Below are 15,541 nucleotides of genomic sequence, written 5' to 3' on the forward strand. Positions count from 1 at the left end.
CCGTCCACCCCGCGCCCCAGGCGGTGCTGGGGGGTCACTGCAGCGCCGAGGCCACGATCGCTTCGAGCTCTGCCTCTGTGGCGAGCGCTTCGGGGCGGACGACCGTGCCGTCGGCGAGGTAGCAGAAGGCGGCCCTGATCTCCTCCACGGGGGTGTCCGTGAGGCGCGACCAGGCCAAGCGGTACACGGCCAGCTGCACGGACCGTGCCCTCGCCTCGGCGCCCTTCGGGGCCCTTCCGGTCTTCCAGTCCACGAGGTCCCACCGGCCGTCGGCGTCGCGGAACACGGCGTCGATGCGTCCGCGCACGACGACGGGCCCCACCTTGGTCTCGATCGGCACCTCGACGTGGGCCGGACTCCGGTTCGCCCATTCGGTGCGCTTGAAGGCCTCCACGAGGGTGCCGAGCTCGTAGGCCTCGTCCACGTACTCGTCCGAGCTGTCGAAGCCCTCGAGGTCCAGCATGGCGCTGGTGCCGAAGTGCTCCTCGACCCAGGCATGGAAGGCCGTCCCCCGCCGCGCAGCCATTCCGGGCCGGCGCGGGACGGGCCGGCGCAGCTGGCGGACGACCGCCTCGCGGTCCTCGCCGAGCGCCACGAGGGTGGACGCCGAGACGTGCTCCGGCAGCCGCACGCCCGAGGTCACGTGGGCGCGGGCCTGTTCTGCCAGGAGCAGCTCGGCCTCGCGCGCCCACTCGGCCTGCCGCGGGGCCCCCGGGGCCGGGAGGTGCGGACCGGCGCCGCCGTCGTGGATCATCTCGAGGACGCGGTGCGCCGCCGCCTCCAGGGCCCCGCGGCGGCCCGGCGAGAGGCTGTGGCGGGCCCCGGTGGCAGCATCGACTGGCCCCTCGAGCGGGTCATAGGGCCAGAGCGAGCGCTGGGCCAGGGCCTGCAGGGGGTTCTGCTCCGGCAGGTCGGCGTCCTCCGCCCAGGCCAGGACCTCGAAGCCGTGGCGGTCCGCGTCCTCGCGCAGCTCCTCGAGGAACGGCGACGCGGGCAGGGGCCTGGATCGGGTGCTGCTCCAGGCGAACCCGGTGGCCACGAGGAGCGACCTGGCGCGGGTGAACGCGACGTAGGCCAGCCTCCTGTCCTCGCGCTCGGCGTGCTCCGTGGCGTCCTCTGCGAGCTGCTTCTCCGCGTCGACCCAGCCCTTCTGGTCCGGCTGGTCCGTGTCCCACGCGGGCAGGTCGGCCCGGTCTCCGCGCAGGGGCCAGGGCAGCGCGGACTGCCCGACCGTCCACCGGTCGTTGCCCCCCGAGGGGAACATGCCGCGGTTGAGTCCCGTCACGGCGACCGCGTCCCACTCGAGCCCCTTGGAGGCGTGGACCGTGAGGAGCTGGATCGCCCCGGGCGAGGGCTCGCTGGGGGCCATGTCGAGCCCGGACTCTTCACGCGCGGCGACCTCGAGCCACGCGAGGAAGGCGAGTAGGCCGGGCTCGGACGACTGGGCGAGGAACGACGCCGCCGCCTCGGCGAAGGCGTCCAGGTTGCGGCGCGCCTGGTGGACCGACGCGCCTGGCCTGGCGGCGAGCTCGATGTCGAGCAGGAGCGCGCGCTCGACGTGGGAGACCACGGTGCCGAGATCGTCCCCGGAGACGGTGCGCAGCATCCGCAGCTCGTCGCGCAGCCGCGTCAGGCGGGAGAGCGCCTCGGGGCTGAGCTGCCTGCCTGCCCCGGACGTCCACCCTGGCCGGGGCAGCCGGTCGATGGCCTCCACGAGGCTGGAGGCCTCGGCCACGTCCCCCTCGATGAGGGCCTCCTCGACCGTGCCCGCGGCATCGAGGTCCTGCTCTTCGGGCCGGGCGGCGGCGGAACGGAGGGCTGCGAGGTGGCGGGACCAGTCGGCGAGGGCCATGAGGTCGGCCGGCCCGATCCGCCAGCGCGCCCCGGCCAGGAGCCGCATGAGCGCGTCGGATCGGCCAGGGTCCGCGATGACCCGCAGCGTCGAGACGATGTCGATGACCTCGGGAGTGTCGAGCAGGCCGCCCAGTCCGACCACCTCGAACGGCATGCCGCGGCGCTCGAACTCGCCCCGGAGCGCCGCGAACTGCGAGCGCTTCCGGCACAGGACCGCCATCGTCGGACCAGGGCCGGACGCCTGCTCGGCGCCCACGGCCCAGTCGCGCGTGAATGCCTGCAGCTCGTCGGCCACGGCCCGCGCCTCGTCGAGCTCGTCGACGAAGCGGCCGAGCCGCACACGGCCGGGGCCCGCGCCGGGACGGGGCTCGAGCGGCTGGACCTCGATGCCGGGGGCGCCGGCGAGGTAGGCCGCGGGCGAGGCGAGCGGGCCGGCCACGGTGTTGGCGGTGGCGAGGACCGTAGTCGAGTTGCGCCATGCCGTGGTCAGGTGGCTGGTCCATGCGGGGGCGAGGCCGCTGCCCTCCCGCCGTGGGAACACCCGGGGGAAGCTCTCGAGCTGGCCGGCGGAGGCGCCGCGGAAGCCGTAGATCGACTGGTTGGGGTCGCCGACGGCGGTGACGGCGTGGCCGTCCCCGAAGAGGGAGGAGAACAGCACCAGCTGGGCGTGGGAGGTGTCCTGGAATTCGTCGAGGAGGACGGTGCGGTACTGGCTGCGCAGGAGCGTGCCGGCCTCCGGCACCGTTGCCGCGATGCGCGCGGCGAGGGCCACGAGGTCGCCGTAGTCCAGGACGCCGCGCTCGCGCTTCGCCGCGGCGTAGCGCTCCACGAGGCCCGCGACGAGGGCGCGCGTGCGCAGGGTCGTCACGAGCGCTGCGGCACCGGCCGGCTGCCTTCCTCCCCGACCGCCCGTGGGAAGCGCTTGCAGCCGCGCTGACTCCTCGTCGAGCCATGCGGCGACGTCTCCGGGCTCGCGCAGGTGCTCGGCGCACTCGCTGGCCAGCTGGAGCACCGCGGCGATCAGGCTGCTCTTGGCGGGGAAGCCGTCCCAGGTGCCCCCGTCGTAGGCCTCGACCACGCGGGCGGCGAGCTGGAAGGACTGGGCGGGCCCGAGCAGCACCGCGTCGCGCTCGATCCCGAGCCGGAGCCCGTGGTCCTGCACGACGGTGTTGGCGAACGAGTGGTAGGTGGACACCGTCGGGTCGATCGCCTGCTGGTCGCCCGCTGCCGCCGCGATGCCCTCGGCGCCGCGCTGGGCGAGCCTCGCGAGGCGGGCGAGCTGGGCGCGGATCCGGGCCGAGAGCTCCCCTGCCGCCTTGCGGGTGAAGGTCACGCCGAGGACTTCGTCCGGCCGGACCCAGCCGTTGGCGACGAGCCAGACCACGCGGTCCGCCATGGTCGCGGTCTTGCCGGATCCCGCCCCGGCCACGACCAGGCGCGGGGCGAGGGGCGAGGAGATGATCTCCGACTGCTGGGCCGTGGGACGGTGCTGGCCCAGCAGGTCGGCGAGCTCCTCGGGGCTGAAGCGCGGCTCGGGCAGCTCGGCGGCGGTCTGCGGGAGTGCTGCCTCGCTCACTCGGTCACCTGCCGTCCCCGGGCGCAGAGCGGGCAGATGTCGGGGAGCCGGCAGCCCCCGGTGAAACCCCCGCCCGGTTCGTGCCGGGCCTCGAAGTGGTCCCCGGCCATGACCTCTGCGGCCCGCTCGACCAGCTGGACGGCCCAGGCGGCATCCTCGAGGGCCGCCTGCTGCTGGACGGTGAGCTTGACCGTCCCGTCCCCCAGCTGGACGAGTTCGGCACCGCCGGGGACAGGACCCCGGTTCAGGACCGCGTCCTCGCCGAAGGCGCCCGCAACCACGGCGACCTGGTATGCGGCCAGCTGGGCATGCTGTTCGAGGTCCGCTGCCTTCGGCTTGCGGCGCCCGGTCTTGAGGTCGACGACCACCAGCCGGCCGTCCTCGTCGAGCTCGAGCCGGTCCACCTGTCCACGGAGGACCGTGCGGGCAGCGATCTCGGCCGTGCCGACGGACCCGAGGGAGGCCTCGAAGTCGACCTCGACGCCGAGGAGCTCCCGCCCGTTCACGCGGACGTACTCGGCGAGCTTGCGGACCATCGCCTGCGCGCGTTCGAAGTCGAGCTCGCCCTCCCAGGTGTCTGCGAGGCCGAGGCTCGCCCAGCGCCGCTTCAGCTCCGCGAGGTAGTCGGCCGAGGTCCCCTCGGGGAGGTCCTGCGCGATCGCGTGCACGAGGGTCCCGAGGCTCCGGGCGAAGTCGGTGGCCGCCTCGCCGCCGGCCGCGGAGACGAACCAGTCCAAGGGGTTCTTGGTGGCGGTCTCTACCTTGGACGGGGAGACGTAGACGGTGCCGTCCTCGGGTACCACCGGGCCGGTGCTGCTCAAGGGAGCGAGCCCGTACCACTGGCCGGGATGGGCGCCGGGGGCATCGGCGGCGGCCAGTGCGGCGAGCAGCGCTGCGGCGTAGGGCGCGTCGGCGTCGTCGGCCTCGACAGACTGCCGGAGCTCCGCGACGAGCGGCCTGAGCCCGAGGGTGCGGGGCACCTCGGTGTACGGCCGCACGGTGACTCCCACCGGCAGCGGAGCGACGTAGTCCAGGAACGGGGAGGGGACCTCGTCCTCGGTGGATGCCGCGGTGCACACGAGCCGCTCGGTCGCGCGCGAGATCGCGGCGGAGAAGGAGCGCAGCTCGTCGTAGCGGATGTCCTGGAGCCGCGATCGGGTCGGCACGAGCAGGGCCGAGACCACGCCGAGGTCGAGGCAGTCCGCGAAGAGGGTGCTGCCGAGGAGCTCGCCGCGCAGCCGCGTGTTCGGCCAGACGCCGTCCTGGAGCCCGGCGACGAAGACCAGCCGCCATTCGCGGCCGGCGGCGCTGGCGGGGGTGAGGAGCTCGACCGCATCCTCCGCCTGGGCGCGCGGCGCGAGGGTGTCCATGGGCAGTTCCTGTTCCGTGAGGTAGTCCAGGAACTGCGCGGGAGACGCCCCGGGGAGCCTGTCGACGTACCGTTCGGCGGTGTGGAAGAGGGCCATGAGGGCGTCGAGGTCGCGGTCCGCGCGCAGACCCAGAGTGCCGCCCGAGACAGCCAGGGCGTACCACCGCTTCGAGAGGGCCGCCGCGTCCCAGAGCGCCCACAGGACGGTCTCGGCGGTGGCCCCGGGCTCCTCGGCGGCCGCCCGCCCCTTGGCGATCATGCGGGCGATCCGGCGCGCGGCGCTGGCCTCGACGCCGAGCGGGTCGAGGGCGCCCGGGACCTCGAGTGCCTCGACGAGGAGTGCGTCGCTCGCGCGTCCCCCGCCGGCCGCGAGCTCGATCTGCCGGAGGGACTGCCGCAGGCGCCGCAGCTCCAGCGCGGTTGCACCTCCGATGCGGGAGGTCAGCAGCTCGACCGCCGTCTCCGCGGTCAGCTCCTCGGGCCGCAGGGCGACGCGGAACGCCGTCAGCAGCGGCCGCACGGCCGCCTCATCGCGCACCGCGGTCTCGGCCACGGGGACCTTGACGGGGATCCCCTGGCCGGAGAGGAAGCGCTGGATCTGCTCGAGCCGGCCGCCGGACCTGACGATGACCGCCATCTGCCCGTACTCCACCGCGCCGAGCAGGCGCGCCTCCTGGATCCGGTGGGCGAGGTAGCGCAGTTCGTGGAGTGCGGAGTGCAGGACGTGCGCCTCGGCGGCGGGCCGCGCCGTCCCCTCCTCTTCCCTGGTGGACGGCGGCGGAACGAGCCGGCGGGCCGCCTGGCCCCCGGGCACGGCGGAGATCCGCTGCGCGACCCCCCGCCACGCCTCGGCGATCCCCTCCGGCAGCCGGTGCGAGGTGCCCAGCGACAGTTCCGTGACGGTGCCGAGGAGGGCCCGCAGGCTGGGCACGAGGCCGGGCCGCGCCCCGCGGAAGCCCTGCACCACCACGTCGGGGGCGGCGGTCGCGATGAGGTCGCGGCCCTGGCCCAGGACGGCGAGGAGTTCCAGGACCGACGGGCTGGACTCCTGGACGTCGTCGACGCAGATCAGGCCGAGGCGGGCCCTCTCCTGTGCGAGCAGCTCGGGATCCTCGAGCAGGATCATGCGGGCCGCCGTAATGATCCCTGCGGGATCGAAGGCCTCAGGCATGCGCAGCTCGAGGACGTCCCGGTACTCGGTGTACAGCTGGGCGGCCGCGACCCACTCGGGGCGCCCTGCGCGGGCGCCGAGATCAGCGAGCTCGTCCGCCGTCGTGCCGTACTCGGTGACCCGGTCGAACAGCTCCCGGACCTCGTGCCGGAATCCCCGGGTGGACAGGGCCGCCTCGAACCCCTGCGGCCACGCGGGTCCGCGGCCTGAGGCGCGGTGCCCTTCCAGCAGCTCCTTGACGATGAGGTCCTGCTCCGCCCCGGACAGCAGGCGCGGGGGGCGGGTGAGCCAGTCGATCCGCCCCTCGGCCCGCGCCCGCCGGATGAGGTCGAAGGCGTAGGACTGCCAGGTGCGCGCCGGAGGGGCGCTCAGGCTGCGGTCGAGGCGCGCAGTGAACGCGTCCCTCAGCCGCGCAGAGGCTGCGCGTGCCGGGGCGAGGAGCAGGACTCCCGCCGGATCGAGGCCGTCGCGCTCCACCCGGGCCGCGGCCGCCTCCACGAGGACCCGGCTCTTGCCGGTACCGGGAGCACCCCACACGAGCACCGGACCGCTTCCCGGGCGCAGGGCGAGCACGGCCTCCTGGTCGGGCGAGGGCGAGAAGGGCACTGCATCCGCACGGCCCTTCGGAGCGAGGAGGGTCAGCTGCGGGGCCGCTCCCGCGGGCGCGGTCCGGGCAACGGGTGCCGCGGCCGGGGTGGCGATCGCTGTCATGGTTCCATTCCACCGTCGGGGTCCGACAGTTCTGCCTCGGCGCCCGAAGTCCGGCGAAGAGCGCGCTGGAGCGCTTCGGCGATCTCCTCGACCGCGTCGAGCTCGCTGTCCGTGGGCGCCCAGCGTGCCCGGGCGATGTCGACCCGCCACGGTCCGCGGTGCGGGTCGCCTCGCAGCGGCGTCCCTTCTGCGAGGTAGTGCCGCAGCGCGCGCTCCTCATGGGACTCGGGGGCGGCACCATTGGCCTTGAGCACCCGCCACCAGCCGACGTCGCCGCTGTAGCGCGACATCACGGAGCCCACCTGCCGGGGGCCGCCGGCGCCGAGGAGTTCGGCGACATCGCCATAGGCCAGCACCGACCCCGGGGGCACGAGGTCGACGACGGCCAGGACCGCCTCGACGAACTCCTCCCGCATGCCTCCCACCCTAACGGCCGCCGGGCGCCGGCCCGCGCTGCCCCGCCGGGGCGCCCGGCGTGCCTGCGCGAGAAGTGTCGGACCTGCCGCATAGCGTGTTCCCCATGACGTGGAGCACGCAGACCAGGGCAGCGTTCGATCTCGAGACGACCGGGCGCAACTCCCGCGCCGCGCGCATCGTCACCGCGAGCATCGTGGTGCTCGGGCCGGACGGCAGCATCGAGTCGGAGCACGAGTGGCTCGCCGATCCGGGCGTCGAGATCCCGGCCGAGGCCGCCGAGGTCCACGGGGTCACCACCGAGAAGGCGCGCGCGGAGGGCCGTCCCGCCCGCGAGGTCGTTGCAGAGGTCGCGACGACCCTGCAGGCCCTCTTCGACCGCGGCGTTCCCGTCGTCGCCTTCAATGCGGCGTACGACTTCACGGTCATGGCGGCGGAGTGCGCGCGCCATGGGCTCCCCCAGCTCACCCGGTTCCCGGTCCTGGACCCGTACGTCATCAACAAGCAGGTGGAGCGGTACCGCAAGGGCAAGCGAACCCTCGGGGCGCTCTGCGAACAGTACGGCGTCATCCTCACCGACGCGCACAGCTCCGCTGCGGACGCCCTCGCCGCGGCCCAGCTGCTCGACGCGATGGCCGGCCGGTTCCCGGAGCTCGACCGCCCCGCGGCGCACCTCCACCGCAGCCAGGTGGACTGGTCGGCAGCGCAGGCCGCGGACTTCCAGGCCTACCTGCGCCGGACGAAGCCCGCCGCGGTGGTCGAGGGCGACTGGCCCGTGCTCGCGCCGCATGACGCGGGGCAGGCCGGCTTCTAGCAGCCCAGCTTGTAGGAGCACAGCTTCTTGCAGCACAGCTTGTAGCAGCACAGGGGCCTGAGAGGGAAGTCACAGGGCCGCATGCGGGCTCGCGCCGCCGTGCGCCGCCGTCCGTAATTCACGCGGACCTCCCCTGGGTCGCCACCGGCACCTGCGCTGCCACGCGAGGCCGAACATCCTTCGATCCGGCGGAGAATATTTCGTCATGTGTTCTGGAGAGGGGCCCCGAAGGCCCGTCCTTCATAATGGAATGCAGCCCAGACGCCCTCGACGTGCCGACCGCACGTGGATGCTGCGCGTCCTGCATTCACATCAGAAAGCGAAGGCTCCATGAAGCTCAAGGCACCCAAGTGGCTTGCCGCCGCGCCCGTCGCGGCCGTCCTCGCCCTCTCGCTCGCCGCGTGCGGCGGCGGAAGCTCCGCCTCCGGCACGCCGACGGACGCGCTCAAGGGCAGCGACCAGCAGTCCACGGACAAGTACACGACCGCCTCGGTCACCCCGCTGGACAAGATCGACAAGTCCAAGCTCGGCCTCATCACCCCGGGCACGATCAAGGTGGGCACGCTCTCCGACGCGCCGCCGAACATCTTCATCGACAGCAGCGGCAACTTCACCGGCTACGACAACGAGCTCCTCAAGGCCATGGCGGCCAAGCTGGGGCTGAAGGTCGAGTTCGTCTCCACGAAGTTCCAGAGCCTGCTGGCCCAGGTCAAGACGAAGCAGTTCGACATGGGCTCGTCCTCGATCTCGACCACTGACTCCCGCCGCCAGACGGTCGGGTTCACCAACGGCTACGACTTCGGCTACATGGCGATCGTCACCAAGGACGGCGCCAAGGTGAAGTCCTTCGACGACCTCAAGCAGGGCGTGCGCATCGGCGTTGTCCAGGGCACCGTCCAGGACGATTTCGTCACCAACACCCTCAAGCTCGACCCGGTCCGCTTCCCGGACTACAACACGGTCTACGCGAGCGTGAAGAGCGGCCAGGTCGACGCCTGGGTCGCCCCCTCCCAGCAGGCGGAGGGCCAGGTCAAACCCGGTGACGGCACCACGATCGCGCAGAAGAAGGTCAACACGCAGAACTTCACCGCGTACGCCGTGGCGAAGGACAACCAGCCGCTCACGGACGCGCTGAACTCGGCCCTCGATGCCGTGATCGCGGACGGCACGTGGTCCAAGCTCACCGCCCAGTGGTACCCGGACCGCAAGACCCTCAAGGACCAGACGCCCGAGGGCTGGAAGCCGGGCAGCAAGGCCGTCCAGGTCAGCGCCGCCAAGTAACGCCGCCTAGCGCGCAGACAGGAGCCCCATGGATTACCTGGCCAATCTCGGCGACACCTTCTTCAACTGGAAGGTCATCGGCGAGGTCCTGCCCTCCCTCTTCACGGTGGGCCTCCCGAACACGCTCGTGCTCGCCCTCTCCTCGGGGATCATCGGCACAGTCCTCGGGATGCTGCTCGCCCTCATGGGCATCGCCCGGAATCCTGTGGCGCGATGGATCGCCCGGGTGTACACGGACATCTTCCGTGGACTCCCGGCGATCCTGACCATCCTTGCGATCGGCCTCGGGTTCGGTCCGATCGTCCGCGAGCTCACCGGCATCACGAGCCCGTACCCCATGGGGGTCGCGGCGCTGTCGCTCATCTCGGCGGCCTACATCGGCGAGATCTTCCGCTCGGGCATCCAGAGCGTGGAGAAGGGCCAGCTCGAGGCAGCCCGGGCACTGGGCTTCGCCTACGGGCCGTCGATGCGCCTCATCGTCGTGCCGCAGGGCGTGCGCCGGGTCCTGCCGGCCCTCGTGAACCAGTTCATCGCGCTCATCAAGGACTCCTCGCTGGTGTTCACCCTCGGGCTGCTCTCCTCCGAGCGTGAGCTGTTCCAGATCGGCCAGGACGAGGCGGCCCGCACGGGCAACCTCTCGGGGTACGTCGCCGCGGGGATCTTCTACCTGGTCATGACGATCCCGCTCACGCACCTCGTGAACTGGATCGATGCGCGCCTGCGCACGGGCCGCGCCAAGAACCGCGCCGAGCGCGCCGAACCGGACGAGGCCGCCGCCGTCGTCGGGAAGGGAGCCCAGGCATGAGCCAGTTCTCCTCTGGATCGCTCGAGGCGAAGGGCATCCACCTCGCCTTCGGCAGCAACAAGGTGCTCCGTGGCATCGACCTCGAGGTCCCGGCCGGGACCACGGCGTCGGTCATCGGCCCCTCCGGATCCGGCAAGTCGACCCTCCTGCGGGTCATGAACCGGCTCATCGAACCGGATGCCGGGGACATCCTCCTCGACGGCAGGTCCGTCCTGAAGGACAACCCGGACGAGCTCCGCCGCCGCATCGGCATGGTCTTCCAGCAGTTCAACCTCTTCCCGCACAAGAGCGTCGGCGAGAACGTCGCCTTCGCCCTGCGGAAGCTGCGCGGGCTGCCCAAGGAGCAGGCCCGCGAGGAGGCGCTGACGCAGCTCGACCTCGTCGGACTCAAGCACAAGGCCGATGTCCGGCCGGCGACGCTCTCGGGCGGCCAGCAGCAGCGCGTCGCGATCGCCCGCGCGCTCGCGATGAAGCCGGAGGTCATGTTCTTCGACGAGGCGACCTCGGCGCTCGATCCGGAGCTCGTCAAGGGCATCCTCGCGCTCATGGCGGACCTCGCCGAGGGCGGGATGACCATGGTGGTCGTGACCCACGAGATGGGCTTCTCGCGCAACGTCTCGGACACCGTGATGTTCATGGACGGCGGCGTGGCGGTCGAGACCGGAGCCCCGGAGCGGATCTTCGACGACCCGCAGACCGACCGGCTCAAGCGCTTCCTCAGCGACGTGCTCTGACCGTCCGCTTCGGCAGCACCGCGCACGACGTCGGGGTCCCCACTCGGGTGGGGACTCCGCCGTCGTCCGTGGTGCCGGCAGCCGGCGGCAGCGCTTAGAGCGGCAGGCCGCCGGTGCCCTTGAGGTCGCGCATCACGATCGTGGAGGTCAGCTTCGCGACCCCGGGCAGCGCGGCGAGGTGCTCGTCGTAGAGGCGCTGGTACGCGGGGAGGTCCTCGGCGACGCAGCGGAGGAGGAAGTCGGGGTCGCCGAAGAGGCGGTAGCCCTCGATGATCTGCGGCTCGGCCACCACGGCATCCTCGAAGGCCCGGATCGCCTCCCTCGAGGTCTCGCGCAGCGTCACGAACACCATGGCGCCGAACCCGAGCCCGACCTTGGCCGGGTCCACCTCCGCCCGGTAGCCGCGGATCACCCCCGACTGCTCGAGGTCCTTGAGCCGGCGGTGGCAGGGGGCGACCGTCAGGCCCACCTCGGCGGCGAGGGCCGTGGCCGTCATCCGGCCATCCTGCTGGAGGGTGCGCAAAATACTTCTGTCGAGTGCGTCGATCACCATCAGAATCTATCCCGAGCAGCTCGCAGGCTGCCACAAATCGGTGAGCACTTCTCGCGACGATCTCCGTAGTCTTGCGCCATGGACCTCAGCCCCCTCCTCGGCTTCGCCGGCATCTCCCTCACCTTGGCCCTCACGCCCGGCGCCGACTGGGCATACACGATCGCGGCCGGCCTGCGGGCGAGGTCCGCGGTACCCTCCGTCGCCGGGCTCTGTGCCGGCTACGTGGTGCACACCGCGCTCGTGGCCACCGGCCTCGGCGTGCTGCTCGCCGCGCGGCCCGACCTGGTCGCGTGGCTCTCCGCGGCGGGCGCCGTCTACCTGCTCTGGCTCGGGGCCGCGACCGCCCGCGGGTGGCGCCGCGCGGGCTTCGCCGCGGCGGGCGGCACGGTCCTGCCCTCCGGGGAGCGGCTCGAGGACGCCGTGCGGCCGGGCCGGCCCGCGCTCGACTTCCTCAAGGGGCTCGGGACGAGCGGGATCAACCCGAAGGCCCTGCTCCTGTTCGCCGCCATCATGCCGCAGTTCGTCAGGACGGACTCGGCCCTGCCCGTGGTCGCGCAGACCACGGCGATGGGGCTGACCCATCTGGCCTTCACCGCGGTGGTCTACAGCCTCGTCGCCGTGGGCGCGCGGCGCCTCCTCGCCGCGAAGCCGCGGCGCGCCCAGGCCGTGACCCTCGTCAGCGGGGTGCTCATGCTCGGCATCGGCGGATTCCTGCTCGCGGAGCAGGCCGTGGCGCTCGTGGGCCCCGCGCTCGCCTGAGCGCCGGGACCCCGCCCAGAACCTGCCGGGCCGGCTACGCGCCCGGCAGCGCCGTCGCGGCGGCCTTGGCGGCGGCCGGGAGGGCGTCGTAGATCCGGTTCATCGCCGCGTCGTCGTGGGCCGCGGAGAGGAACCAGGCCTCGAAGACGCTCGGGGGCAGGTACACCCCGGAGTCCAGCATCGAGTGGAAGAACGGCCCGTAGCGGTACGCCTCCTGCGTCTGGGCGTCGGCGTAGTTGTGCACGCCGCGCTCGGAGGTGCCGAACGCGACGGAGAACAGGCTGCCGGCCCGCTGGATCGAGTGGTCCACGCCCTCGGCGGACAGCGCCGAGGAGACGGCCTCGGACAGCTCGGCCGAGCGGGCGTCGATGTGGGCGTAGACGGCATCGGTGGCCAGGGAGAGAGTCGCCACTCCGGCGGCCATCGCCACCGGGTTCCCGGACAGGGTGCCGGCCTGGTAGACGGGACCGAGCGGGGCGAGGTACTCCATGATCTCGGCGCGGCCCCCGAGTGCCGCGACGGGCATGCCGCCGCCGATCACCTTGCCGAAGGTGAAGAGGTCCGGCGCCCAGCCCTCGCGCTGCCCGGTGAGGCCCCAGTAGCCGGCGGGCCCCACGCGGAAGCCGGTGAGCACCTCGTCCACGATGAGCAGGGCGCCGTGCTCGGCGGTGATGCGGCGCAGGCCCTCGTTGAAGCCCTCCCCCGGGGTGACGACGCCCATGTTGGCCGGGGCGGACTCGGTGATGACGGCGGCGATCCGCGGCCCGTGCTCGGCGAAGGCGGCCTCGACCGCGGCGAGGTCGTTGTACGGCAGCACGAGGGTCTCGGCGGCGGTCGCGGCGGTGACGCCCGCGGACCCCGGCAGGGCGAGCGTCGCCAGGCCGGACCCGGCCGCGGCCAGCAGCGAGTCCACGTGGCCGTGGTAGCAGCCGGCGAACTTCACGATGAGGTCGCGGTGGGTGAAGCCCCGGGCGAGGCGGATCGCGGTCATGGTCGCCTCGGTGCCGGTGGAGACCATGCGCAGGCGCTCGACCGCGGGCACGCGCCCGATCACGAGCTCGGCGAGCGCGGCCTCGTCCGGCGTCGAGGCGCCGAAGGAGAGGCCCCGGTCCACGGCGGCGTGCACGGCCGAGAGGACCTCGGGCACGGCGTGGCCGAGGAGCGCAGGGCCCCACGAGCACACGAGGTCCACGTAGTCGCGCCCGTCGGCGTCGTGCACGTACGCGCCTCGGGCGGAGACGAGGAACCGCGGCGTGCCGCCCACGGAGCCGAACGCGCGCACGGGCGAGTTCACCCCTCCGGGCATGAGCGAGCGGGCGCGGGCGAAGAGGTCCTCGGAGGTGGTCATGCCCCTATTCTTCCATCCGCGGGCCCCCGTCCCGCCCGACGCCGGCCGCTCGCCGAGGTGGGGTGCGGCACCTAGGCGAGCATGTCGGCCACGAGGGGTGCCACCTTGGTGCCGTAGAGCTCGATGCTCTTCATCATGGCGCCGTGCGGCAGGGTGCCGTTGGAGTACTTGAGGTCGAAGCGCTCGGTGCCGAGGGCGCGGTGGGTGTCGGCGATCTTCCGGGCCACCGTCTCCGGCGAGCCGACGTAGAGCGCGCCGGGGCGGGAGGCCTGGGCGTTGAACTCCGTGCGGCTGCCGGGGCCCCAGCCGCGCTCCTCGCCCAGCCGGTTGCGCATCGCGAGCCAGTGCGGGAAGAGCTCTTCGCGGGCCTGCTCGTCGGTGTCCGCGACGTGGCCCGGCGAGTGGGTGGCGAGCATGGTGTACGGCTTGCCGAACTTCTCGAGCGAGCGCTTGTAGAGCTCGACGTACGGGGCGAAGCGGGCAGGCTCGCCGCCGATGATCGCGAAGCTCACGGGGTAGCCGTAGTGCGCGGCGCGCACCACCGACTGCGGGGTCCCGCCCACGCCGACCCACACGGGCAGGAGGCCCTCCTCGACGTGGGGGTAGGCCGTGAGCCCGCTGATCGGCCCGCGGTGCCGGCCCTGCCAGTGGACCGGCTTCTGCGAGCGGACGCGGTCGAAGAGCTCGAGCTTCTCCTCGAACAGCGTCTCGTAGTCCTCGAGGTCGAACCCGAAGAGCGGGAAGGACTCGATGAAGGAGCCGCGGCCGAGGATGACCTCCGCGCGGCCGGAGGAGACGGCGTCGAGCGTCGCGAACCGCTGGAAGACCCGGACCGGGTCGTCCGAGGAGAGCACCGTGACCGCGGAGCCGAGGCGCACGTGCTCGGTCTTCGCGGCGATCGCGGAGAGGACCACCTCGGGCGCCGAGACCGCGAAGTCCCTGCGGTGGTGCTCGCCGACGTCGAAGGAGTGCAGGCCGACCTGGTCGGCCAGGACGCCCTCCTCGACGACCTCCCGGATCACCTGGGCCTCGGGTTTCGGGGCGCCATCGGGCCCGAGGCCCACGTCGCCGAACGTGTTCAGGCCGAGGAGGACGGGAGGCCTCTCACTGGTTCCATGCATATGCATTGAAACTCCGCAGCGGTCCCGTCCATTCCCGGCTCAGGACTCCTTGAGCCAGCCGGCGATCTCCGGGGCCCAGTAGGTGAGCACCATGTTCGCGCCGGCGCGGCGGATGCCGAGCACCGACTCGAGGATCGAGGCCTGCCGGTCGATCCACCCGTTCGCGGCGGCGGCCTCGATCATCGAGTACTCCCCCGAGATCTGGTACGCGGCCACGGGCACCGGGCTCATGGCCGCGACGTCGGCCAGAATGTCGAGGAAGCTCATGGCGGGCTTGACCATGAGCATGTCCGCGCCCTCCTCGAGGTCCAGCTCCACCTCGAGCATCGCCTCGCGGCGGTTCGCGGCGTCCATCTGGTAGGTGCGGCGATCGCCCTTGAGCTGGGAATCCACGGCCTCGCGGAACGGGCCGTAGAACGGCGAGGCGTACTTGGCGGCGTAGGCGAGGATCGCCACGTCCTGCCGGCCCGCGGCGTCGAGCGCCTGCCGGATCACGCCGACCTGGCCGTCCATCATGCCGGAGGGGCCGAGGACGTGGGCGCCCGCCTCGGCCTGGGCCACGGCCATGCGGCCGTAGATCTCGAGCGTGGCGTCGTTGTCCACCCGGCCCTCGGCATCGAGGACGCCGCAGTGGCCGTGGTCGGTGAACTCGTCGAGGCACACGTCGCTCATCACCACGAGGGAGTCGCCGACCTCCTCGCGGACGGCGCGGATGCCGGCATTGAGCACGCCGTCTGGGTCGAGGCCCGCGGAGCCCTCGGCGTCGCGCTCCTCGGGCACGCCGAAGAGCATGATCCCGCCGAGGCCCAGCTCGGCCGCCTCGGCGGCGGCGCGCCGCAGCGAGTCCATGGTGTGCTGGACGACGCCGGGCATGGCCTGGATCGGCGACGGCTCGGAGAGGCCCTCGCGGACGAAGGCGGGGAGGATGAGCTCGGCGGGGTGCAGGCGCGTCTGGGCGACGAGCCGGCGCAGCGCCGGGGTCTGGCGCAGTCGGCGGGGGCGGTGGGTCGGGAAGCCCATGGTGTCTCCTT

At 72.8% G+C, this 15,541-nt stretch carries 12 protein-coding genes; 5 read left to right on the top strand and 7 right to left on the bottom strand.

What is annotated here, in order from left to right:
* Positions 1–34 precede the first annotated feature (34 nt).
* The 3 genes from SA2016_RS13305 to SA2016_RS13315 are packed head-to-tail and all read right to left on the bottom strand — an operon-like array spanning position 35 to position 7,097.
* The gene (locus SA2016_RS13305) at positions 35–3,430 is read right to left on the bottom strand and encodes an ATP-dependent helicase (protein WP_066498859.1); all 3,396 of its coding nucleotides are present in this window, start codon (positions 3,428–3,430) and stop codon (positions 35–37) included.
* On the bottom strand, positions 3,427–6,681 hold the full coding sequence (locus SA2016_RS13310) for an ATP-dependent helicase (protein WP_066498862.1): 3,255 nt from the start codon (positions 6,679–6,681) through the stop codon (positions 3,427–3,429). Before SA2016_RS13310 ends, SA2016_RS13305 begins: the two co-directional genes overlap by 4 nt.
* Positions 6,678–7,097 (bottom strand): MGMT family protein, encoded by a 420-nt coding sequence (locus tag SA2016_RS13315; RefSeq protein WP_066498865.1) that lies wholly within the window; start codon positions 7,095–7,097, stop codon positions 6,678–6,680. Before SA2016_RS13315 ends, SA2016_RS13310 begins: the two co-directional genes overlap by 4 nt.
* Before the next feature lie 104 nt (positions 7,098–7,201).
* Here SA2016_RS13315 and SA2016_RS13320 point away from each other — a divergent pair, with 104 nt between their 5' ends.
* The 4 genes from SA2016_RS13320 (at position 7,202) to SA2016_RS13335 (ending at position 10,729) form a co-directional block, all read left to right on the top strand.
* Positions 7,202–7,909 carry a 3'-5' exonuclease gene (locus SA2016_RS13320; protein ID WP_066498868.1) on the top strand — a complete coding sequence of 236 codons (708 nt, stop codon included), beginning with the start codon at positions 7,202–7,204 and terminating at the stop codon, positions 7,907–7,909.
* 330 nt (positions 7,910–8,239) lie between these two features.
* Positions 8,240–9,190, top strand: a complete 951-nt coding sequence (locus tag SA2016_RS13325) for a substrate-binding periplasmic protein (RefSeq protein WP_066498870.1) — start codon at positions 8,240–8,242, stop codon at positions 9,188–9,190.
* A gap of 28 nt (positions 9,191–9,218) precedes the next feature.
* Positions 9,219–9,995 carry an amino acid ABC transporter permease gene (locus SA2016_RS13330; protein ID WP_066498873.1) on the top strand — a complete coding sequence of 259 codons (777 nt, stop codon included), beginning with the start codon at positions 9,219–9,221 and terminating at the stop codon, positions 9,993–9,995.
* Complete coding sequence (locus SA2016_RS13335; protein WP_066498874.1) at positions 9,992–10,729, top strand: amino acid ABC transporter ATP-binding protein; 738 nt, start codon at positions 9,992–9,994, stop codon at positions 10,727–10,729. Before SA2016_RS13330 ends, SA2016_RS13335 begins: the two co-directional genes overlap by 4 nt.
* A 94-nt stretch (positions 10,730–10,823) precedes the next feature.
* On the opposite strand, the gene SA2016_RS13340 is transcribed toward SA2016_RS13335, so the two are convergent.
* Entirely contained in the window at positions 10,824–11,279 is a 456-nt protein-coding gene (locus tag SA2016_RS13340; RefSeq protein WP_218030604.1) for an Lrp/AsnC family transcriptional regulator, read from the bottom strand.
* Positions 11,280–11,360: 81 nt separating this feature from the next.
* Between SA2016_RS13340 and SA2016_RS13345 the strand changes: the two genes are divergently transcribed.
* Entirely contained in the window at positions 11,361–12,041 is a 681-nt protein-coding gene (locus SA2016_RS13345; RefSeq protein ID WP_066498879.1) for a LysE family translocator, read from the top strand.
* Positions 12,042–12,075: 34 nt separating this feature from the next.
* Here the strand turns inward: SA2016_RS13345 and hemL are convergent, their stop codons facing one another.
* The 3 genes from hemL to hemB form a co-directional block, all read right to left on the bottom strand.
* A complete protein-coding gene (gene hemL, locus SA2016_RS13350; protein ID WP_066498889.1) occupies positions 12,076–13,389 on the bottom strand; it encodes a glutamate-1-semialdehyde 2,1-aminomutase in 1,314 nt (437 codons plus the stop codon).
* 71 nt (positions 13,390–13,460) lie between these two features.
* Positions 13,461–14,516, bottom strand: coding sequence for an LLM class flavin-dependent oxidoreductase (locus SA2016_RS13355; protein WP_066498891.1), 1,056 nt, complete (start codon positions 14,514–14,516; stop codon positions 13,461–13,463).
* A 33-nt stretch (positions 14,517–14,549) separates the two neighbouring features.
* Entirely contained in the window at positions 14,550–15,530 is a 981-nt protein-coding gene (hemB, locus tag SA2016_RS13360; protein WP_066498893.1) for a porphobilinogen synthase, read from the bottom strand.
* Positions 15,531–15,541: the final 11 nt, after the last annotated feature.

The sequence above is a fragment of the Sinomonas atrocyanea genome, from assembly GCF_001577305.1.
Classification (GTDB): Bacteria; Actinomycetota; Actinomycetes; order Actinomycetales; family Micrococcaceae; genus Sinomonas; species Sinomonas atrocyanea.